The sequence below is a fragment of the Pseudoxanthomonas putridarboris genome (assembly GCF_038321125.1).
GTDB classification, from domain to species: Bacteria; Pseudomonadota; Gammaproteobacteria; order Xanthomonadales; family Xanthomonadaceae; genus Pseudoxanthomonas_A; species Pseudoxanthomonas_A putridarboris.
Map to the genome: position 1 here is coordinate 1 of NZ_JBBWWT010000011.1, position 15,836 is coordinate 15,836.

The following is a 15,836-nucleotide window of genomic DNA, read 5'->3' on the forward strand; positions in this document are numbered from 1 at the left end:
GGCGGCGCGCCCTGCGCGCTGCGCGCTCCGGGTCCGCAAGCGGGCCGGGAATTTTCGTAAGGCACATCCCTGTGCCATACGAAAACGCCGCCCATCCAGGGCGGCGCCCTACGGGTTTTACCCGGCCCGCTTGCCGCGCCTAAATGGGGACCCGAGAGGCAAAAGCAAAAGCAGAAGCAACTGGGCTCCAGATGTATCCGTGTCGCCCTTGGGGCCCCTTTAGGTCCGGCAGTCCCGGCAGGTACAACCCGCAGGGCGGCGCACAAGGATGTGCGCCGTTTCCGGATGACACAGGATGTGTCTTCCGGAAATTCCTGCCGGGACTGCGCACCCGCCACGTAGTGGCGGGCGGACCGCCGGGGTGTGCTTTCTTTTGCCTACTTTTCTTTGCACAAGCAAAGAAAAGTAGGGCCTCGCGGCGAGCGCGCCATGCTTGATGAAAGCAGGCCTTTCCGAAGAGTGAGAATGAACATAATGCGTTCATCACAAATGAACGTGATACGTGAATCCGCATGTCGCCAGTAAATGAAGCGGGACGCAGACGGGCTTCGTTCGGCCCTCACCCCAACCCCTCTCCCGGCGGGAGAGGGGCTTGGACCGTGCATGTCGGTGAACAGCGGTGCACCCTACAGCTTTGCACAAGCTAAAGAGGCGCATTCCAACAGCCGAAAGGAAGCGAGTAACGCGGCGGCGAGCGCGGCTTACATCCAGAGTGCAATGCAACAGACAGTCGCAACGCGGACGCGGCGCTCACATCGATTCAGTTACCGCAATGCGCCCCTTCCAGCGACTTGCCGCCGCAGGCCAGGCACTTGCGGTATTTCTGCCGCTGCTTGTTGTAGCGCGGCCGCGACATCAGGCCGCCGCAGGCGCAGCGCAATTCGCGCCCGCGCGCCCAGCGATAGAGGCGCCAGCTGGAATGCAGCGCCCACGCGGTGCCGAGCAGGATCGCCAGCAGGAACGAAAGCGACGCCAGCCGCTGCGGAGTCAGGTCGCCCACCGTGCTCTGCGTGCGCGTCACCGCTTCGGCCGTGGCCAATCCCCCCGCCGTGATGACGACGGCCGGCACGTACATGCGCAGCACCATTTTCGATATGCGGTTCATGGCACCACCCCATGCGACCCATTGACCTGGACATCAGGCTCGCGCAGTGCGTCCATTGCGTCAATCACACGATGGGGGAAGCGCGGCAGCGGCTGGCGACACTCAGTTGGTGATCGTCTGGGTCAGCGATTCCCAGGTGGGCGGTTCGGGCCAGTCGGGGTCCTGGTTGCCGTCCAGCACGCGGCGCAGGTCGCGACGGTCGATCTGCGGGGCCAGTGCGCGCACCAGTTCCAGCGCGTAGTCGCGCAGCACGCGCTCGCGCGGCAGCACGGCCCAGGCGATGCATTCCTTCACTTCCTGCGGCGCGGGCCAGGCGCGCAGGTCGGTATCGGTGCCGCTCACCGCCATCTCCGCCAGCAGGCCCACGCCCAGGCCGGCGCGCACGTAGGTCTTGATGAGGTCGGCGTCCAGCGCGGTCAAGGCGATGTTGGGCTCCAGGCCGACCTTGGCGAAGGCGCGCTGCAACGACGAGCCGGGCCGCGTGGAGGACTCGTAGCTGATCAGCGGCTGCGCGGCCAGTTCCGTCATCCCCGGCGCGGGGCCGGCGCGGTCCAGCGCGTGGCCGCGCGGCACCAGCACCAGCCGGCGCCAGCGGTACAGCGGCACGGCGATGCCGGCCTGCGGCGGATCGCCGGCCGTGCTGACCACGGCCATGTCGGCGTCGCCCTGGGTCAGCAGGTCCAGCGCGGTGCTTTCGGCCGCGTTCTGGAGATGCACGCTCACCTGCGGGTAATCGCGCTTGATCTGCGCGATGGCCGGCGGCAGCACGAAGCGGGCCTGCGTATGCGTGGTGGCCAGCACCAGTTGGCCCTGGCTCTCGCGGCGCTGGTTGGCGGCGTAGGTGCGGATGTTGTTGGCTTCGGCGAGCACCAGGCGGGCGCGGTCAATGACTTCCGTGCCGGCCGGGGTCACCGCTTCCAGGCTGCGGCCCTTGCGCACGAACAGCAGGAAGCCCAGCTCGTCCTCCAGCTGCTTGAGCTGCTTGGACAGGCCCGGCTGGGTGGCGTGCACGCGCGCCGCCGCCAGCGTGATGTTGAGGTCGGCATCGGCAATGGCCACCAGGTAACGGAGTTGGGTCAGCGTCATCGGCGTGGGGCGCGGTTCGGCCAGCCAGGAGGGAGGCCGTTGAATGTAGTGGATTTCCCCGGACCGTAGCGGCCCGGACTTATAACCGCAAGCAATATGTTGCTGGACGGATGTCATTTCCGGTGGCTATGAGCGGGCGGTAGGGTCATCAGCCCGACCCGGCCGACCATGCCCGTGAACGCTCCGCTGTTCCCCCTGTTCGCCGACCTGCGTGACCGCCCCGTGCTGGTGGTGGGCGGCGGCGCGGTGGCCGAACGCAAGACGGGAGCGCTGTTGCGGGCCGGCGCACGGCCGCGCGTGGTGTCGCCGACATTGACCGACGGGCTGCAGGCCTGGCGGGACCAGGGCCGGATCGACTGGATCGAGGGCCACTTCCAACCCCATTGGCTGGACGAGGTCTGGCTGGTGATCGCCGCCACCGACGATGGCGCGGCCAACCGGGCGGTAGCCGATGCGGCAGAAGCCAGGCGGCTGCTCGCCAACGTGGTGGACGATGCCGGACTGTCCACGTTCCAGGTACCGGCGGTGGTCGAACGCGGTGCCTTGCAGGTCGCGATTTCCAGTGGCGGCGGCGCGCCGATGCTGGCCCGCCATCTGCGCCGGCAACTGGAAACCCTGCTGGATGATTCCTGGGCCGACCTGGCCGGCCTGTTCGCCCGCCAGCGCGAGCGCATCCGCCAGCGCTTCCCGCGCCTGGGCGAGCGCCGGCGCTTCTTCGAGCGCCTGCTGGCCGGCCCGCTGCCGCGCCTGTACCGGCAGCGCCTGCATGCCCAGGCCGAGAACCTGTTCCAGTCGGTGCTGGACGAAAGCGTGCAGCGCGCGCCGGAAGGCTCGGTGGCGCTGGTCGGCGCCGGCCCCGGCGATGCCGGGCTGGTCACGCTGAACGCCTTGCGCGCGATGAACGAAGCCGACGTGATCCTGCACGACCGGCTGGTCAGCGACGACGTGCTGCGCCTGGGCCGCCGCGACGCGACCTATGTCGAGGTGGGCAAGTCGGCCGCCGGACACAGCGCCAGGCAGGATGACATCCACGCGCTGATGCTGGAACACGCGCGCGCCGGCAGGCGTGTCGTGCGGCTGAAGGGCGGCGACCCGTTCGTGTTCGGCCGCGGCGGCGAGGAACTGGAATTCCTGCGCGCGCACGGCATCGCCTACGAAGTGGTGCCCGGCATCACCGCCGCGGTCGCCTGCGCCGCATATGCCGGCATACCGCTGACCCACCGCGACCACGCGCAATCGGTGAGGCTGGTGACCGCGCACTGCAAGGACTCCTCCGACACGCTGGACTGGACGTCGTTGGCGCAGGAGCGACAGACATTGGCCGTCTACATGGGCGTGGCCGGGCTGGAGGACTTCCGCGCGCGGCTGGTCGAAGCCGGCCGTTCGCCAAGCACGCCGTTCGCCCTGGTGGAGAACGGATCGCGGCGCGAACAGCGGGTGGTGACCGGCACGCTGGCCGATCTTCCCGAAACCGCGCGTTCGCACCAGGTGCGCTCGCCCGCCCTGCTGATCCTGGGCGAAGTGGCCGCGCTGGCGCAGACGCTGCACTGGTTCGGCCCGGCGCCGCTGCGCGGCGACGCGGCGCCGACACATTCCCGCAACCTTCCGGCACCCACACTGCAGGCCGCCTGACCCGCACCCAAGACCCTCACGGAGACCCCATGGCCCTCTACGACAGCATTCTGGACACCATCGGCCGCACGCCCGTCGTGAAGTTGCACCGCGTCGCGCCGCAGCACGTCACGCTGTACGCGAAGGTGGAATCGTTCAACCCCGGCGGCTCGGTGAAGGACCGCCTGGCGCTGGCGATCATCCTGGACGCCGAAGCCAAAGGCCTGTTGAAGCCCGGCGACACCATCGTCGAGGCCACCTCGGGCAACACCGGCGTGGCGCTGGCGATGGTCGCCGCCGCGCGCGGCTACAAGTTCGTCGCCACGATGGTGGAGACGTTCTCCATCGAACGCCGCAAGCTGATGCGCGCCTATGGCGCCAAGGTCATCCTGACCCCCGCCGCCGAGCGCGGCAGCGGCATGGTGCGGCGCGCGGAGGAACTGGCGGCCAAGCACGGCTGGTTCCTCGCCCGCCAGTTCCAGAACCCCGCCAATCCCGCCTATCACCGGCAGACCACGGCGGCGGAAATCCTGCGCGATTTCGCCGGCCAGCGGCTCGACCATTTCGTCACCGGCTGGGGCACCGGCGGCACGCTCACCGGCGTGGGCGAAGTGCTGAAGGTCGCGCGCCCGGAAGTGCGCATCACCGCCTCGGAGCCGGCAGGCGCCTCGCTGCTGCTGGGCAAGGAGTGGCAACCGCACAAGATCCAGGGCTGGACGCCGGACTTCGTGCCGGACGTGCTGAACCGCGACGTCGCCGACCAGATATTGCCCATCACCGACGCCGACGCCATCGCCACCTCGCGCCGCCTGGCCGCGGAGGAAGGCATCTTCGTCGGCATCTCCGCCGGCGCCACCGTCGCCGCCGCATTGCAGGTGGCGGAAAAGGCGGAGGAAGATTCCGTGTTGCTGGCGGTGCTGCCCGACACCGGCGAGCGCTACTTCTCCACGCCGCTGTTCGAGGGCGTCAACGAGGGCTCGGACGACGAGTGGCTGGCCTCGCTGGACTGATCGCCACACTTCACCCTGTGGGAGCGGATCACGGATCGGCGGGCGCTTCGCAATCCCGCTTCCAGGTCCATTCCAGCTTCTGGCCGGTGTCGGTGCCGTCGTCCACCCGCGCATGCAGGGTGTCGGCATCCACGCGGCGGTAGATCACGCGGCGCGGGAAGTCGTGTCGCGGATTGGAGAACTCCGCACTGTCGGCCGTCACCGATGTGGCCGGGAACGCCACCGCCGCACCGCCATCCGGTTGCGCCAGGAACACCCACTGCCCATCCTGCCGCGCGATGCGCATGAACTCGAAACCGGTGGCCTTGCCGTCGCGCGTATCGCGATGCATGCCGACCAGCAGGCCGCCGCGCGACGCCATCCAGGTTTCCTCGTTGAAGGTCTTGCCACGCATTCCACACCAATGCCCGGCCAGCCAATCCAGTTCGCCGGCCTGCGCGATGGCGGGAAGCAGGAACATCAGCCCCACGAGCATGCTCAAGCGCTTCATGCATCCACCCCGCGACAGAATCCGCTCAATACATCGGCTTGCCATCGCTGTCGTGGGTCACCGTGCAGATCTCCACGATGGCCCAGATATACATGGGAATCCACAGCAGCCAGCACGACAATACGCTGACCAGCAGTTGCACCAATCCCTTCTGGTTGTAGCCGGCATAGAAATTGTGGATGCCGGGCAACCCGATCATGCCCAGCAGCGCGCCGAACAGGATGTAGCTGGTGCGGCTCTTGTTCTGCGCGACCACCTGCGGGAAGTAGCCGGTCGCCACGCCGCAGTGCGGACAGGCCACGGCCTGGTCGGCCAGTTGCTGGCCACATTGCCTGCAGAACATCCCGCCCCCTCGCTCGTCGATGCCGAACGGTAACAGGTCGCGACGGGGCTTGCGACGTCCCCCTGTAGGAGCGACGTAAGTCGCGACCGGAGACCCAAAGGTTCCGGTCACGAATGGATGTTGATCGCCCGGAGAGGGCGATGGCCTTGTCCGAATTCATCCGCATCACTTCGGGGTCGATGGCTTCTTGTTTCTCCGGTCGCGACTTACGTCGCTCCCACAGTGGGTGAGCCAACGCTCAGACCTCGTAGAGCTCCAGCGGCAGTCCGTCCGGATCGGCGAAGAAGGCGAAGCGCTTGCCGGTGTACTCGTCCACCCGGACCGGTTCGCAGGCCACGCCGTGCGCTTGCAGGTGCGCAATAGCCGCGTCGATGTCGGCCACGCGCAGGGCGAGGTGGCGCAGCCCGCAGGCTTCCGGCCGCGACACGCGCGGCGGCGGCGAGGGAAAGGAGAACAGTTCCACCTGGCTGCCGTCGGGCAGCGCCAGGTCCAGCTTCCAGGAATCGCGCACTTCGCGGTAGGCCTCGGCCACGATGGGCAGGCCCAGCACTTCCGCATAGAAGCGCTTCGATCGCGCGTAGTCCGACGCGATGATGGCGACGTGGTGCAGGCCTTCGATCTTCATGCGCGGATTGTAGGAGGCCTGCCCCCCCGATTTCTGCCTTTGTAGGAGCGGGCCATGCCCGCGATGCTCTTGCGCGGAGCGAGGGAAAGGCATCGCGCCCAAGGGCGCTCCTACAAGGGATTCCGGGTTTGCGGGAACGGTGCTGGCGGCCCTTGGGTCATCGGCCTGATGCTTTGCGGTCGGGCCTGAAGGCCCTCCTACAGGTTCGCTCAATGCGCTGCTGCCGCATCCGCGCCGGCGCCGGCGGAAGGCGCCTTGCCACCCCGCATCAACAGCACCAGCGGCATCGAGACCAGCGTCAGCAGCATCATCAACTTGAAATCGTTGAGGTAGCCGATGGCGGCCGCCTGCCGGTTCACTTCCGCGTTGAGCAGCGCAAGCCCGGTGGCGGTCGAGGGATCCATCGCGGCGGGTAGCAACGTCATTTCCGCACCGAACGCCGGGATGCGAGCGCCGATCTCGGCGTGATTCACCTGGATGGCGCGCGACAGCAGGGTCATCACCACCGAGATGCCCACCGACGAGCCGATGTTGCGCACCAGGCTGAAGAGGCCCGCCGCCTCGGTGCGCTGGTGCGGTTCCAGCGTGGCATAGGCCACCGTGGAAATGGGCACGAAGACCAGGCCCAGCCCCATGCCCTGCACCACGCCCAGCCAGACGATCGATTCCATCGACGCATCCGGGCCGAACCGGGTCATGCCGTGCAGCGAGATCACCATCAGCGCCATGCCCACCAGGATCGGCCAGCGTGCGTCCACGCGTCCCAGCAGGCGGCCCACGACCATCATGCTGAACATCGTGCCGACGCCGCGCGGCGCCAGCACCAGGCCGATGGTCAGCACCGGATAATTCATCAGCGTGCTCAGGTACGGCGGCAGCAGGGCCAGCGTGGCGAACAGCACGATGCCGACGACGAAGATCAGGGCGCAGCCGACCGCGAAGTTGGCGTTCTTCAGCAGGCCCAGGTCCAGCAGCGCGCGGTCGCGCTTGCGCCACCACCACAGTCCGTAGGTGTACAGCGCGAGGAAGGCCAGCGCGGCCTCGATCTGGATCTCGATGCTGCCGAACCAGTCCTCGCTCTGGCCGCGGTCCAGGAACAGCTGCAACGCGCCGATGCCCAGCGCCAGCAGGCCCAGGCCGATGCCGTCCAGCGGGCGCTGGTGCGGCACGTCTTTCTTCACGCTGGCCATGATGCCCAGCAGCGCCAGGATGCCGATCGGCAGGTTGATCAGGAACACCCAGTGCCAGCTGTAGTTCTGGGTCAGGAAGCCGCCCAGCGGCGGGCCCAGGATCGGGCCGACCATGATGCCCATGCCCCACATCGCCATCGCCGCGCCATGCTTTTCCTTCGGGAACGCGTCCAGCAGCAGCGATTGCGAGATCGGCACCAGCGACGCGCCGAACACGCCCTGCAGGATGCGGAACAGCACCATCTCGCCGATGCCGCTGGCGATGCCGCACAGCAGCGACGCCACGGTGAAGCCGCTGACCGCGATGATCAGCAGGCGGCGACGGCCCAGCCGTCCCGCCAGCCAACCGGTCACCGGGGTCAGGATCGCGGCGGCGACGATGTAGCTGGTCAGCACCCACGACACCTGGTCCTGGGTGGCCGACAGCGAGCCCTGCATGTCCGGCAACGCGACGTTGGCGATGGTGGTGTCCAGCGCCTGCATCAGCGTGGCCAGCATCACCGACGCCACCAGCAGCGTGCGCTTGCCGCCCGATGCGTCGGCGGTTACAGCGGCATTGGAGGAGGTGCTCATGGGGAATCCAGGCGGGATCCGCCGCGCGCTGCACGCGCGTACGGACCAGAGGTCACCCGGGGCGCAGCCTCAGCGCTCTTCGGCCCCACCACAGTGCCGTCGATCGCATCCGCTGGCGCCCGGGATGACATGGAAAAGGAATGCCTCGAGAAAAAGCTCAGCGCGCGGCGGTCGCGTGGCCGGCCTGCGCACCGGCATCGCGCAGGTCGACGTGGACGTCGGCGCTCATGCCCGCGCGCAGTTGCGGCGCATCGCCGCGGTCGGCGCCGTCGATCTCCAGCCGCACCGGGATGCGCTGCACGATCTTCACCCAGTTGCCGGTGGCGTTCTGCGGCGGCAACACGCTGAACTCGGCGCCGGACGCCGGCGCGATGGAGGCCACGTGCGCCTTCCACTTCACGCCCGGATAGCTGTCGACCTTGATCGTCGCAGGCTGGCCGACCTGCATCCTGGTCAGTTCGGTTTCCTTGAAGTTGGCTTCCACCCAGATCGGGGCGCTGGCGATCAGCGGCATCGCCGTCTGGCCGACATTGATGTATTCGCCCACCTGCAGGTCGTGCAGGCCGACGATGCCGTCGACCGGCGCGCGCACCTCGGCGTGCGCCAGGTCCAGCCTGGCCTTCGCCAGCATGGCCTGCGCCGCGCGGTACTCGGGCAGGTCCTGGGTCGGCGTGGACGCGCTGCCGCTGAGCGAAGCGGTGGCTTCGGACTGGCTGGCGATGGCGTCGGCCAGGTCGGTGCGCGCTTCGGCAACGGCGTGGCGCGCGTCGTCCAGCATCTTGCGCGCCACCAGTTGCTGCGAAGCGAGCTGCTGCATGCGGGCCAGATCGCGCTGCGCCCAGGCCAGGGTTTCGCGCGCGGCCTCGATGGAGGTGCCGGTGCCCACCACCTTGGCGCGGCTGGCGCTGGCGCTGTTGGCCATCCGCGCGACCAGGGCTTCGTTCTGCGCCACGGCGATGGTCAGCGGGTCGGTGTCGATGCGGAACAGCAGGTCGCCCTGCTTCACCGGCTGGTTCTGCGCGACCGCCACTTCCACCACGCGTCCGCCGACCTGCGGCGCGATCAGGATGCGCTCGGCCTTGATGTAGGCGTTGTCGGTACTGACCTCCCGGCTGGACACCACCCATTCCCAGCCGAAGAAGCCGGCGACGGCGAGCGGCCCGGCGATCCACAGCCACAGGGGCACGCGGCGACGCTTGGGAGTGGACGGCTTGGCCGCGGCTTCGGCGGCCTCGTTGATCTTGCTGGTCATGGGGTTCAGCCCTTGCGGAGGGAGGACTCGCCGCGGCTGGCGCGGTCGAGCTGGGAGAGGTTTTCGCGGATCCGGCCCAGCACCTTCAGGGCGATGGCCAGTTCGGCCGGGTCCACGCCGGCCTGGCAGTCCTCGCGCACCGAGGTGGCGACCGCCTCGATGTCGGTCATCAGCGCGGTGGACTGCGGCAGCAGGTGCAGGCGCCAGACGCGGCGGTCCCCGGGGTCGCCACGGCGCTCGACGAAGCCGGCCTTCTGCAGCCGGTCGATCACGCGGCCGACCGCGATGGGCTCCATGTCCAGCAGGTCGGCCAGTTCGGCCTGGGTGATGCCTTCGTTCTGGTGGATGCGCTTGAGCGCGCGCCACTGCACGCGGGTCAGCCCCAGGTGCGCGGAACGACGGTCGAAGACCCGGCCGAACAACCGGCTGAGGTCGGCGATCAGGTAACCGATGGTGCTGTAGGGCGCGGCGCTGTTCATGGCTGCCTATGATATAGCTGCTTAGGCAATCATATTGCAGGCAGGAAGATTTCGTTCAGCTTTGGGAAGGAAAATCGCCACGCCCGTGGCTCCGGGCCTGCCGTATCCTGAACGGATGCGCCCGTCCGCCCTTGGCCTGCTGGCCTCCAATGCCCTCACCCTGCTGCTGGCGCTGGCCTTCGACTGGGAAACCGGCTGGCTGATCTGGCCCTACTGGATCCAGAGCGTGGTGATCGGTTTCTATGCGCGCCACCGGATGCTGGCGCTGCACGATTTCACCACCGAGGGCTTCACCTCGAACGGTCGGCGGGTCAGCGAGGACGAGGCCGGCAAGCGCTCCACGGCCAATTTCTTCGCCCTGCACTACGGGTTCTTCCACGCGGGCTATCTGGCGTTCCTGTGCGCGCAGCACCCGGTGGGCTCGCCGCGAGACATCGCGCTGCTTGCGCTGTGCGGTTTGTCGTTCGTCTACTCGCAGCGACAGACCTATGCCGCGCAGCACGCCGCCGACGTGCGAGGCAAGCCCAGCCTGGGCGCGCTGATGCTCCTGCCCTACCTGCGCATATTGCCGATGCACCTGATCATCCTGGTGGGCGGCACGACCGGAACGGGCGCGGCGGTGATGGTGGTGTTCACTGCACTGAAGACGGCCTCGGACCTGGCGATGGATTCCCTGGACCGCCGCCTGGCCGAGCGCGCCGCGGAACGGGCGCGGGCGGACGCCGGCTGAAACGGAAAACGCCGGCTTTCGCCGGCGTTTCCTTCACTGTAGCGTTCACGCTCGCGACCGTTGCCGACAGGCAACGGTCAAGCGAGGTCGCTCACCCTTCCCACTTGCCCAGCGCGGCCAGGCCGTTGTCCCTGGCGCGGGCGTAGACGGTGGACTGCGCCTTGGCGAAGTTGCCCACCAGGTCCTGCGACCACAGCTTCAGCGCGGCCGACTGCATGGCGCGGCCGTACGAGAAGCTCAGCGGCCACGGCAGCGCGCCCAGCTGGTTCATCGCGTTGAGGTGCGCGGTGGCGTCCTCGTCGCTCTGGCCGCCGGACAGGAACACGATGCCCGGCAGGATCGCCGGCACGGTGCTCTTCAGGCACATCACGGTGGACTCGGCCACTTCCTCCACGCTGGCCTGCTCGTCGCAGTCCTTGCCCGGCACGACCATCGATGCCTTCAGGATGGTGCCTTCCAGCAGCACGTTGTGCTCGTACAGCGCGCCGAACAGCGAACGCAGCGTGGCTTCGGTGACTTCGTAGCAGGTCTGGATGTCGTGGCTGCCGTCCATCAGCACTTCCGGCTCCACCATCGGCACCAGGCCGTTCTCCTGGCACAGCGCCGCGTAGCGCGCCAGCGCGTGCGAATTGGCCTCGATGCAGGTGCCGGAGGGGATGTCGTCGCCGATGTTGATGACCGCACGCCACTTGGCGAAGCGCGCGCCCAGCTTGTAGTACTCCTTCAGGCGGTCGCGCAGGCCGTCCAGGCCCTCGGTGACCACTTCGCCCGGGCAGCCGGCCAGCGGGTGCGTGCCCTTGTCGACCTTGATGCCGGGGATGATGCCGTTGGCGGCCATCACCTTGGCGAACGGCACGCCGTCCCTGGTGGACTGGCGGATCGTCTCGTCGTACAGGATGGCGCCGGAGATGTAGTCGCCCAGCTTCGGCGTGGTCAGCAGCAGTTCGCGGTAGGCGCGACGGTTTTCCTCGGTGTTCTCGATGCCCACGCCCTGGAACCGCTTGGCGATGGTGGTGGTGGATTCGTCGATCGCGATGATGCCCTTGCCCGCGGCCACCATGGCCTGGGCGGTTTCGGCAAGCTGTTCGATGCTCATGGGGTTCCTGTCAGGGGCGGTCGGGGAAATACCAATTATAGCCCGCGCCGCGACGACAACCGGAAAAAGGCGGTGAAGGGCGCGCCCAGGTGAGCGAACTGCCGCCCTCCCGCTTGGAAGAAACCGATTTCACCGTAGGAGCGCCCCATGGGCGCGATGCCTTGCCGCATTGAGAAGAAGCAAAAAGCATCGCGCCCATGGGGCGCTCCTACAGGATATGGGTCAGAGCTCGCCGAGTCCCTCGGCCTTGCCCTGCGTGCCCATCTGCAACAGGCGCAGGGTATTGGTGGCGCCGTGCTGTTCCATGTGGTCGCCGCTGGTGAAGATGACCCGGTCGCCTTCGGCCAGCAGCGCGCGATCGTGCAGCACGCGCATCGCGTCGCGCGCGGCCTCGCGCGGGGCCAGGCCGCGGCTGTCGAAGGCGATCGGGAACACGTCGCGGATCATCGCCATCTTGCGCCGCGCGCCATCGTGGCGCGAGAACGCGTAGATCGGCGCGCTGGAACGGAAGCGCGACAGGAAGCGCGCGGTGCCGCCGGACTCGGTCATCGCCACGATCGCGCGCACGCCGATATGCTCGGACAGGAACATCGTGGCCATGGCGATGGCCTGGTCGGCGCGCTCCAGGTTGCGCGGCGCCTTCTCGAAGTCGGTGTCCATCTCGAACTGCTTCTCGGCGCCCAGGCAGATGCGCGCCATCGCCTCGACCGCCTTCACCGGGTAGCTGCCCGCGGCGGTTTCGGCCGACAGCATCACCGCATCGGTGCCGTCGATGACGGCGTTGGCCACGTCCAGCACTTCGGCGCGGGTGGGAATGGGGCTGTCCACCATCGACTGCAGCATCTGCGTGGCGGTGATCACCACTTTGTTGCGCGCCAGCGACTCCCGGATGATCTTCTTCTGCAGGCCCGGCAGTTCGGCATCGCCGATCTCCACGCCCAGGTCGCCGCGCGCCACCATCACCACATCGCTGGCATCGACGATCTCGGCCAGGTTCTCGATGGCCTCGGTGCGCTCGATCTTGGACACCAGCGCGGCGTCGCAGCCATGCTCGCGGGCGATGCGGCGCGCATCGTTCATGTCCTGCGCATTGCGGCAGAACGACACGGCGATGAAATCCACGCCGATCTGCGCGACGATGCCGATCAACTCCTTGTCGCGCTCGGTCAGCGCGCCCAGCGACAGGCCGCCGCCCTGCTTGTTCAGTCCCTTGCGATCCGACAGCACGCCGTCGTTGAGCACGGTGCAGACGATCCGCTCGCCATCGACCTGTTCGACGCGCAACTGCATCAGTCCATCGTCCAGCAGCAGCACGTCGCCGCCCGTCACGTCGTTGGGCAGCCCCAGGTAACTGACGCCCACCTGCGCGGTATCGCCCGGGGGCGCGTCGGCGCTGGCGACCAGGTCGAAGCGGTCGCCGGTCTTCAGCACCACCTTGCCCTCGGTAAAGCGCTCGATGCGGATCTTCGGCCCCGGCAGGTCGGCCAGGATGCCGACCTCGGCGCCCACGCGCTGCGCAGCCAGCCGCACGGCGGCGGCACGCTTGGCCTGGCCGGACGGATCGCCGTGGGAGAAGTTGAGGCGCACCACGTTGACGCCGGCACGGAACAGGCCCTCCAGCACACCGGGCGGGTCCGTGGCCGGTCCGAGGGTGGCGAGGATCTTGGTGCGGCGCTGGCGTTCGGTCATGGTGCGGCTTCCTGAATTCGCGCAAACGCTACCACACCGGACGCGCATCACGATGACCTGCGCCGATGGCATGGCGCCCCTGTCCCGGGACAGCCTGCCGCCGACAGCATCGGGATCGACGAAACCCCTGTTTTCATGCGGTTTCGCGCATATCCGCGCGATGCGTCGACTGGTATTTTTTTGGTCTCGTGAACAACATCCGGTGTTGCGCGCGCACATGGATCTGCGCCGCCGCCCTGCCCTGTAGGAGTGGCTTCAGCCGCGACCGCTCGCCGATGGCCAATCGCAAAACGCGGAAGACACGGATCAACGCGGATGAACACGGATAAAGCTTTTAGGCTTTGGTCCGCCTTATCCGCTTTATCCGTGTCAATTCGGGGCTTGAAGGCTTTTCGGCCGTTCGGTCGCGGCTGAAGCCGCTCCTACAGGGGGGCCAGCACCGCGTGCAGGTCGTGCGGCGCGGCCACCAGATGATCCGCGCCGGCGTCGCGCAGTTCCTGTTCGCCGCCGAATCCCCACAGCACGCCGATGTTGCGCATGCCATGGTGGCGCGCGCCTTCGATGTCCATGTGGCGGTCGCCGATCATCCAGCAATCCGCCGCATCCAGCGACAGGCGCTGGAGCGCTTCGGCGATCAGTTCCGGCTTGTGGCTCAGGCGGCCGTCCGGCGTGGCGCCGACGACATCGGCGAAGCGATGGCCGAACGGCAGGTGCGCGACGATCTTGCGGGCATGCGGTTCGTTCTTGGCGGTGACCACCGCCAGGCGGAATCCCGCGACGTGCAGGGCTTCGACCGCTTCGCCGACACCCGCATAGATGTCGTGCTCGGCCCAGCCGTGCGTCTCGAAGCGGTCGCGATAATGTTCGACCGCGGACTCCACCAACGCCGGGTCGCGCAGCAGCGGCGCGAAGCTGGTGCGCAGCGGCGGACCGATCCAGCGCCGCAGTTCCGGTTCCGGAGGAACCGGGAACCGCAGCTGGTCCAGCGCGTGCGCCACGCAGCGGGTGATGCCGGCGGCGGAGTCGATCAGGGTGCCGTCGAGATCGAAGAACAGTGTGGACATGGTTGTACCCGGATCGTTTCCTTCCCCCGTCGGGAGAACAGCCTGCGCGTATTGAACGCAGGGCGCCGCGAAGCGCCGGAGGGTCGGCAAACGGAGCCGGTTGCACGGAATCGCCAAGCCGTTCGACAACCGCATCCGTGCACCCGGCCGTTCCGTCGCGGGTATCTCTTTCCGCGGCCTCGCGCGCCTCACTTCGATCCCTCTCCCACGGAGAGTGCTTCCTTCAACCGCGCGCTTCCAGTGCCGCCACGGCCGGCAGGGTCTTGCCTTCCAGGAACTCGAGAAACGCACCGCCGCCGGTGGAGATGTAGCTGATGTCGTCGGCGATGCCGTACTTGTCCACCGCCGCCAGCGTGTCGCCGCCGCCGGCGATGGAGAACGCCTTCGACGCGGCGATCGCGCGCGCCAGCGTCTCGGTGCCCTTGCCGAAGGCGTCGAACTCGAATACGCCCACCGGGCCGTTCCAAACCACCGTGCCGGCCGACTTGATCAGTTCAGCGTAGCGCTGCGCGGTCCGCGGGCCGATGTCGAGGATCAGGTCGTCGTCGGCCACCGCGTCGACGGCCTTCACCGTGGCCGGCGAATCGGCCGCGAAGGCCTTCGCCACCACCACGTCGCTGGGCAGCGGGATCTCGGCGCCGCGCGCCTTGGCGTCGGCGTCGATCTTGCGCGCGGTGTCCAGCAGGTCGGCTTCGTACAGCGACTTGCCCACCGCGTGGCCTTCGGCGGCGATGAAGGTGTTGGCGATGCCGCCGCCGACGATCAACTGGTCCACCTTGCCGACCAGGTTGGTCAGCAATTCCAGCTTGGTGGACACCTTGCTGCCGGCGACGATGGCCAGCAGCGGGCGAGCGGGGTTCGCCAGCGCCTTGTCCAGCGCATCCAGTTCGGCCATCAGCAGCGGGCCGCCGGCGGCGACCTTGGCGAAACGGATCACGCCGTGCGTGGACGCTTGCGCGCGGTGCGCGGTGCCGAAGGCGTCCATCACAAACACGTCGCACAGCGCGGCGTACTTCTTCGACAGCGCTTCGTCGTCCTTGCCCTCGCCCACGTTCATGCGGCAGTTCTCCAGCAGCACGATCTGGCCGGGCTTCACGTCCACGCCGTCCACCCAGTCCTTCACCAGCGGCACCTCGGTGCCCAGCAGTTCGGACAGGCGCGCGGCTACCGGCGCCAGCGAGTCGGTCTCGCTCCACACGCCTTCCTTCGGCCGGCCCAGGTGCGAAGTCACCATCACCGCCGCGCCTTTCTGCAACGCCAGCTTCAGCGTCGGCAGGGATGCGGTGATGCGCTGCTCGGACGTGATGCGACCGTCCTCGATGGGCACGTTGAGGTCCTGCCGGATCAGCACGCGCTTGCCGGTCAGGTCGAGGTCGGTCATGCGGACGATGGACATGGGCATTCCTGGCAACGGGAAAGAGGCCTATTGTCCCGGCTGCGCGCGGACACCGCAAACCGTGCATTCCCCGTGGGAGCGACATGAGTCGCGACAT

General features: G+C 68.0%; 17 protein-coding genes. 4 read left to right on the forward strand and 13 right to left on the reverse strand.

Annotated elements, in window-relative coordinates; genetic code table 11:
* Window positions 1–760: 760 nt before the first annotated feature.
* Both AAD027_RS16710 and AAD027_RS16715 read right to left on the reverse strand, forming a co-directional pair.
* Window positions 761–1,105 (reverse strand): hypothetical protein, encoded by a 345-nt coding sequence (locus tag AAD027_RS16710; RefSeq protein ID WP_341727167.1) that lies wholly within the window; start codon window positions 1,103–1,105, stop codon window positions 761–763.
* Between the two features lie 102 nt (window positions 1,106–1,207).
* Window positions 1,208–2,191 carry a LysR family transcriptional regulator gene (locus AAD027_RS16715; RefSeq protein ID WP_341727168.1) on the reverse strand — a complete coding sequence of 328 codons (984 nt, stop codon included), beginning with the start codon at window positions 2,189–2,191 and terminating at the stop codon, window positions 1,208–1,210.
* Window positions 2,192–2,359: 168 nt separating this feature from the next.
* Here AAD027_RS16715 and cysG point away from each other — a divergent pair, with 168 nt between their 5' ends.
* Window positions 2,360–3,823: a siroheme synthase CysG gene (cysG, locus tag AAD027_RS16720; RefSeq protein ID WP_341727169.1), complete on the forward strand. Its 1,464-nt coding sequence runs from the start codon at window positions 2,360–2,362 to the stop codon at window positions 3,821–3,823.
* 29 nt (window positions 3,824–3,852) lie between these two features.
* Entirely contained in the window at window positions 3,853–4,812 is a 960-nt protein-coding gene (cysK, locus tag AAD027_RS16725) for a cysteine synthase A (protein WP_341727170.1), read from the forward strand.
* Between the two features lie 28 nt (window positions 4,813–4,840).
* Here the strand turns inward: cysK and AAD027_RS16730 are convergent, their stop codons facing one another.
* The 6 genes from AAD027_RS16730 to AAD027_RS16755 all read right to left on the reverse strand — a co-directional run bounded on the left by AAD027_RS16730 (window position 4,841) and on the right by AAD027_RS16755 (window position 9,764).
* Entirely contained in the window at window positions 4,841–5,302 is a 462-nt protein-coding gene (locus AAD027_RS16730; protein ID WP_341727171.1) for a DUF6265 family protein, read from the reverse strand.
* 25 nt (window positions 5,303–5,327) lie between these two features.
* On the reverse strand, window positions 5,328–5,645 hold the full coding sequence (locus AAD027_RS16735) for an NINE protein (RefSeq protein WP_341727172.1): 318 nt from the start codon (window positions 5,643–5,645) through the stop codon (window positions 5,328–5,330).
* Window positions 5,646–5,883: 238 nt separating this feature from the next.
* On the reverse strand, window positions 5,884–6,270 hold the full coding sequence (gene gloA2 / locus AAD027_RS16740; RefSeq protein ID WP_341727173.1) for an SMU1112c/YaeR family gloxylase I-like metalloprotein: 387 nt from the start codon (window positions 6,268–6,270) through the stop codon (window positions 5,884–5,886).
* Window positions 6,271–6,479: 209 nt separating this feature from the next.
* Window positions 6,480–8,033: an MDR family MFS transporter gene (locus AAD027_RS16745; RefSeq protein ID WP_341727174.1), complete on the reverse strand. Its 1,554-nt coding sequence runs from the start codon at window positions 8,031–8,033 to the stop codon at window positions 6,480–6,482.
* 157 nt (window positions 8,034–8,190) lie between these two features.
* On the reverse strand, window positions 8,191–9,285 hold the full coding sequence (locus tag AAD027_RS16750) for an HlyD family secretion protein (protein ID WP_341727175.1): 1,095 nt from the start codon (window positions 9,283–9,285) through the stop codon (window positions 8,191–8,193).
* A gap of 5 nt (window positions 9,286–9,290) precedes the next feature.
* Entirely contained in the window at window positions 9,291–9,764 is a 474-nt protein-coding gene (locus AAD027_RS16755; RefSeq protein WP_341727176.1) for a MarR family winged helix-turn-helix transcriptional regulator, read from the reverse strand.
* Window positions 9,765–9,879: 115 nt separating this feature from the next.
* Between AAD027_RS16755 and AAD027_RS16760 the strand changes: the two genes are divergently transcribed.
* Window positions 9,880–10,494 carry a DUF6498-containing protein gene (locus tag AAD027_RS16760; RefSeq protein WP_341727177.1) on the forward strand — a complete coding sequence of 205 codons (615 nt, stop codon included), beginning with the start codon at window positions 9,880–9,882 and terminating at the stop codon, window positions 10,492–10,494.
* A 91-nt stretch (window positions 10,495–10,585) separates the two neighbouring features.
* Here AAD027_RS16760 and AAD027_RS16765 read toward each other — a convergent pair whose 3' ends face one another.
* Genes AAD027_RS16765 through pyk form a run of 3 tightly spaced genes read right to left on the reverse strand, consistent with a single transcriptional unit; the run spans window position 10,586 to window position 13,279 of the window.
* Window positions 10,586–11,590 (reverse strand): class I fructose-bisphosphate aldolase, encoded by a 1,005-nt coding sequence (locus AAD027_RS16765; protein ID WP_341727178.1) that lies wholly within the window; start codon window positions 11,588–11,590, stop codon window positions 10,586–10,588.
* Between the two features lie 10 nt (window positions 11,591–11,600).
* Entirely contained in the window at window positions 11,601–11,789 is a 189-nt protein-coding gene (locus tag AAD027_RS16770; RefSeq protein ID WP_341727179.1) for a hypothetical protein, read from the reverse strand.
* Window positions 11,790–11,812: 23 nt separating this feature from the next.
* Entirely contained in the window at window positions 11,813–13,279 is a 1,467-nt protein-coding gene (pyk, locus tag AAD027_RS16775) for a pyruvate kinase (protein ID WP_341727180.1), read from the reverse strand.
* Between pyk and AAD027_RS16780 the strand changes: the two genes are divergently transcribed.
* Window positions 13,278–13,526 (forward strand): hypothetical protein, encoded by a 249-nt coding sequence (locus AAD027_RS16780; RefSeq protein ID WP_341727181.1) that lies wholly within the window; start codon window positions 13,278–13,280, stop codon window positions 13,524–13,526. The two genes, pyk and AAD027_RS16780, sit on opposite strands and share 2 nt — an antisense overlap.
* 175 nt (window positions 13,527–13,701) lie before the next feature.
* Here AAD027_RS16780 and AAD027_RS16785 read toward each other — a convergent pair whose 3' ends face one another.
* On the reverse strand, window positions 13,702–14,343 hold the full coding sequence (locus AAD027_RS16785) for an HAD hydrolase-like protein (protein ID WP_341727182.1): 642 nt from the start codon (window positions 14,341–14,343) through the stop codon (window positions 13,702–13,704).
* Between the two features lie 223 nt (window positions 14,344–14,566).
* Window positions 14,567–15,739 (reverse strand): phosphoglycerate kinase, encoded by a 1,173-nt coding sequence (locus AAD027_RS16790; protein ID WP_341727183.1) that lies wholly within the window; start codon window positions 15,737–15,739, stop codon window positions 14,567–14,569.
* Window positions 15,740–15,836: the final 97 nt, after the last annotated feature.

Bases quoted from the DNA above. Each gene is read 5' to 3' on its own strand.
- cysK (WP_341727170.1), top strand. From the start codon at position 3,853: ATGGCCCTCTACGACAGCATTCTGGACACCATCGGCCGCACGCCCGTC.
- AAD027_RS16735 (WP_341727172.1), bottom strand. From the start codon at position 5,645: ATGTTCTGCAGGCAATGTGGCCAGCAACTGGCCGACCAGGCCGTGGCC.
- AAD027_RS16750 (WP_341727175.1), bottom strand. From the start codon at position 9,285: ATGACCAGCAAGATCAACGAGGCCGCCGAAGCCGCGGCCAAGCCGTCC.
- AAD027_RS16765 (WP_341727178.1), bottom strand. From the start codon at position 11,590: ATGAGCATCGAACAGCTTGCCGAAACCGCCCAGGCCATGGTGGCCGCG.
- gloA2 (WP_341727173.1), bottom strand. From the start codon at position 6,270: ATGAAGATCGAAGGCCTGCACCACGTCGCCATCATCGCGTCGGACTAC.
- AAD027_RS16780 (WP_341727181.1), top strand. From the start codon at position 13,278: ATGGTGCGGCTTCCTGAATTCGCGCAAACGCTACCACACCGGACGCGC.
- cysG (WP_341727169.1), top strand. From the start codon at position 2,360: ATGCCCGTGAACGCTCCGCTGTTCCCCCTGTTCGCCGACCTGCGTGAC.
- AAD027_RS16755 (WP_341727176.1), bottom strand. From the start codon at position 9,764: ATGAACAGCGCCGCGCCCTACAGCACCATCGGTTACCTGATCGCCGAC.
- AAD027_RS16715 (WP_341727168.1), bottom strand. From the start codon at position 2,191: ATGACGCTGACCCAACTCCGTTACCTGGTGGCCATTGCCGATGCCGAC.
- AAD027_RS16710 (WP_341727167.1), bottom strand. From the start codon at position 1,105: ATGAACCGCATATCGAAAATGGTGCTGCGCATGTACGTGCCGGCCGTC.
- AAD027_RS16760 (WP_341727177.1), top strand. From the start codon at position 9,880: ATGCGCCCGTCCGCCCTTGGCCTGCTGGCCTCCAATGCCCTCACCCTG.
- AAD027_RS16745 (WP_341727174.1), bottom strand. From the start codon at position 8,033: ATGAGCACCTCCTCCAATGCCGCTGTAACCGCCGACGCATCGGGCGGC.
- AAD027_RS16785 (WP_341727182.1), bottom strand. From the start codon at position 14,343: ATGTCCACACTGTTCTTCGATCTCGACGGCACCCTGATCGACTCCGCC.
- AAD027_RS16790 (WP_341727183.1), bottom strand. From the start codon at position 15,739: ATGTCCATCGTCCGCATGACCGACCTCGACCTGACCGGCAAGCGCGTG.
- AAD027_RS16730 (WP_341727171.1), bottom strand. From the start codon at position 5,302: ATGAAGCGCTTGAGCATGCTCGTGGGGCTGATGTTCCTGCTTCCCGCC.
- AAD027_RS16770 (WP_341727179.1), bottom strand. From the start codon at position 11,789: ATGGGCGCGATGCTTTTTGCTTCTTCTCAATGCGGCAAGGCATCGCGC.
- pyk (WP_341727180.1), bottom strand. From the start codon at position 13,279: ATGACCGAACGCCAGCGCCGCACCAAGATCCTCGCCACCCTCGGACCG.